General features: G+C 69.1%; 3 protein-coding genes. All 3 read right to left on the bottom strand.

The annotated features are described in order from the left end of the window. Positions 1-643: UDP-2,3-diacylglucosamine diphosphatase (locus K206_RS40450; RefSeq protein ID WP_020207078.1), on the bottom strand; the 643-nt coding region annotated here is incomplete at its 3' end. Between the two features lie 84 nt (positions 644-727). Then, entirely contained in the window at positions 728-1,228 is a 501-nt protein-coding gene (locus K206_RS0136005) for a peptidylprolyl isomerase (protein WP_020207077.1), read from the bottom strand. Between the two features lie 72 nt (positions 1,229-1,300). Beyond that, positions 1,301-1,885 (bottom strand): peptidylprolyl isomerase, encoded by a 585-nt coding sequence (locus K206_RS0136000; protein WP_020207076.1) that lies wholly within the window; start codon positions 1,883-1,885, stop codon positions 1,301-1,303. Between the last annotated feature and the right edge of the window lie 183 nt (positions 1,886-2,068).

Raw genomic sequence — 2,068 nt, 5'->3', positions numbered from 1 at the left:
GCACCAGCACCGGCGCGCGGCTGGCGCGCAGCAGCGCGGCCACCGCCTGCGGCGCGGTGTCGCCGTAGGCGGGCGGCGCGTCGCGGCGCGCCTGCCGGGCGCGGCCGGCTTCGCTGTCGGCGCGCAGCCGGCGCGCCACGCGCAGGCGCAGCGCCAGCGGCAGCGCCAGGAACGCGCGCTGCACCCAGCCCTTGCGGGTCCAGCGGCGAAAGCGCATGTAGCGCGCGTCGCCGGTGCACAGCATGTCGCCGTGGCTCAGCGCCACGCGCTGCCCGGCGCAGTCGATCACGGTCGGGTCGGGCAGCAGCGTGGCCCCGGCGGCGCGCGCGAAGCGCTCGCCCAGCAGGAAATCGCGGTTGCCGTGCATCAGGTACACCTGCACGCCGTAGCGGGCCAGTTCGCGCAGCCGGGCCGCGATCTGCGCGGCGAACGGGCTGTCGGTCTCCTCGTCGCCCACCCAGAATTCGAAGAAGTCGCCGAGGATGAACAGCGCGCGCGCCTGCACGGCGGCGCGCTCGAGCACGCGCTCGAACGACGCCAGCGTGCGCGGCATCGCGGGCGTGAGGTGCAGGTCGGAAATGAACCACGCCGGCTCCGGCACCGCGAGGGCGCCGGCAGCCGGCGTGGAGGGGGGCATGGTCATGGGGAGGAAAAGAAGTTCTGGCCCGACATCATGCCGCGACCCGGCGCCACCCGGCGGCACGGACCGCCGGGCTGCGCCGCGGATTTACTCGACCACCACGGCCTTTTCGATGACCACGTCCTCGAGCGGCACGTCCTGGTGGAAGCCGGCGCTGCCGGTGCGCACGCCCTTGATCTTCTCGACCACGTCGGCGCCTTCGCTCACCTTGCCGAACACGGCGTAGCCGAAGCCCTGCGGGGTCGGCGAGGTGAAGTTGAGGAAGTCGTTGTCGACCGTGTTGATGAAGAACTGCGCGGTGGCCGAGTGGGGCGCGTTGGTGCGCGCCATCGCCACCGTGTAGCGGTCGTTCTTGAGGCCGTTGCCGGCTTCGTTCTCGATCGGGGCGTCGGTGCCCTTTTGCTTCATGCCGGGCTCGAAGCCGCCGCCCTGGATCATGAAGTTCTTGATGACGCGGTGGAAAATCGTGTTGTCGTAGTGGCCCTTGCGCACGTAGGACAGGAAATTCTCGACCGACTTCGGCGCCTTCTCGGCGTCGAGCTCGATGGTGATGACACCCTGGTTGGTGTGGAGTTCTACCTTGGACATGTTGCTTTCCTCTGTTCGGTGATTGCCTGGCTGTTGCCCGGCGTGACGACGGGGCGGGGCGGCCGTGCAGCCTTACTTGACGACCGTGGCCGACTCGATGACGATCGGCGCGGCCGGCACGTTGTGCATCGGGCCATATGACGTGGTAGGCGCGCTCTTGATCTTGTCGACGGTATCCATGCCTTCCACCACCTTGCCGAACACGGCATAGCCGTTGCCGTCCGGCTGCGGATAGTCGAGGTTGGAATTATCCACCACATTGACGAAGAACTGTGCGGTGGCCGAGTTGGGATCGCTGGTGCGCGCCATCGCCACCGTGCCGGCCTTGTTCTTCAGCCCGTTCTGCGCTTCCAGCGGGATCGGCGCGCGCGTGGCCTTCTGCTTCATGTCGCGGTCGAAGCCGCCGCCCTGCACCATGAAGCCGTTGATGACGCGGTGGAAGATGGTGCCGCTGTAGAAGCCGCTCTTGACGTACTCGAGGAAGTTCGCCACGGTCTTGGGCGCGGCATCGGGGTAGACCTCGATCGTGAACTTGCCCGCGCTGGTGACGAACTGCACCCGTTCGGTCCTGGTCTGCTGTGCCTGCGAGGCCAGCGGCGACAGCGCCAGGGCGCCGGCGAACAGGCCGGCAAGGACGAGGCGACGCGAAAAAATCATGCTTGACTCCGTGGGTCGGGGAAACATTGGGGACGGGCCGCGGCCCGCCTGCCGGATAGGGAGGATGCGGCGGCTATGGCGTCTGTGACGTTACCGCGCGGGTTCGGCGGCGGCATCGCTGGCGGCGCCGCTCGCGCGGGTCTCGGTGGCGGCCGCGGCGGCGCCGGCGGCCGGCTTGCGCCG

The organism is Cupriavidus sp. WS, from assembly GCF_000395345.1.
Classification (GTDB): Bacteria; Pseudomonadota; Gammaproteobacteria; order Burkholderiales; family Burkholderiaceae; genus Cupriavidus; species Cupriavidus basilensis_B.
The sequence above is the reverse complement of the archived record's forward strand: the minus strand, read 5'-3'. Positions and strand labels throughout refer to the sequence as shown.

Bases quoted from the DNA above. Each gene is read 5' to 3' on its own strand.
- K206_RS0136000 (WP_020207076.1), bottom strand. From the start codon at position 1,885: ATGATTTTTTCGCGTCGCCTCGTCCTTGCCGGCCTGTTCGCCGGCGCC.
- K206_RS0136005 (WP_020207077.1), bottom strand. From the start codon at position 1,228: ATGTCCAAGGTAGAACTCCACACCAACCAGGGTGTCATCACCATCGAG.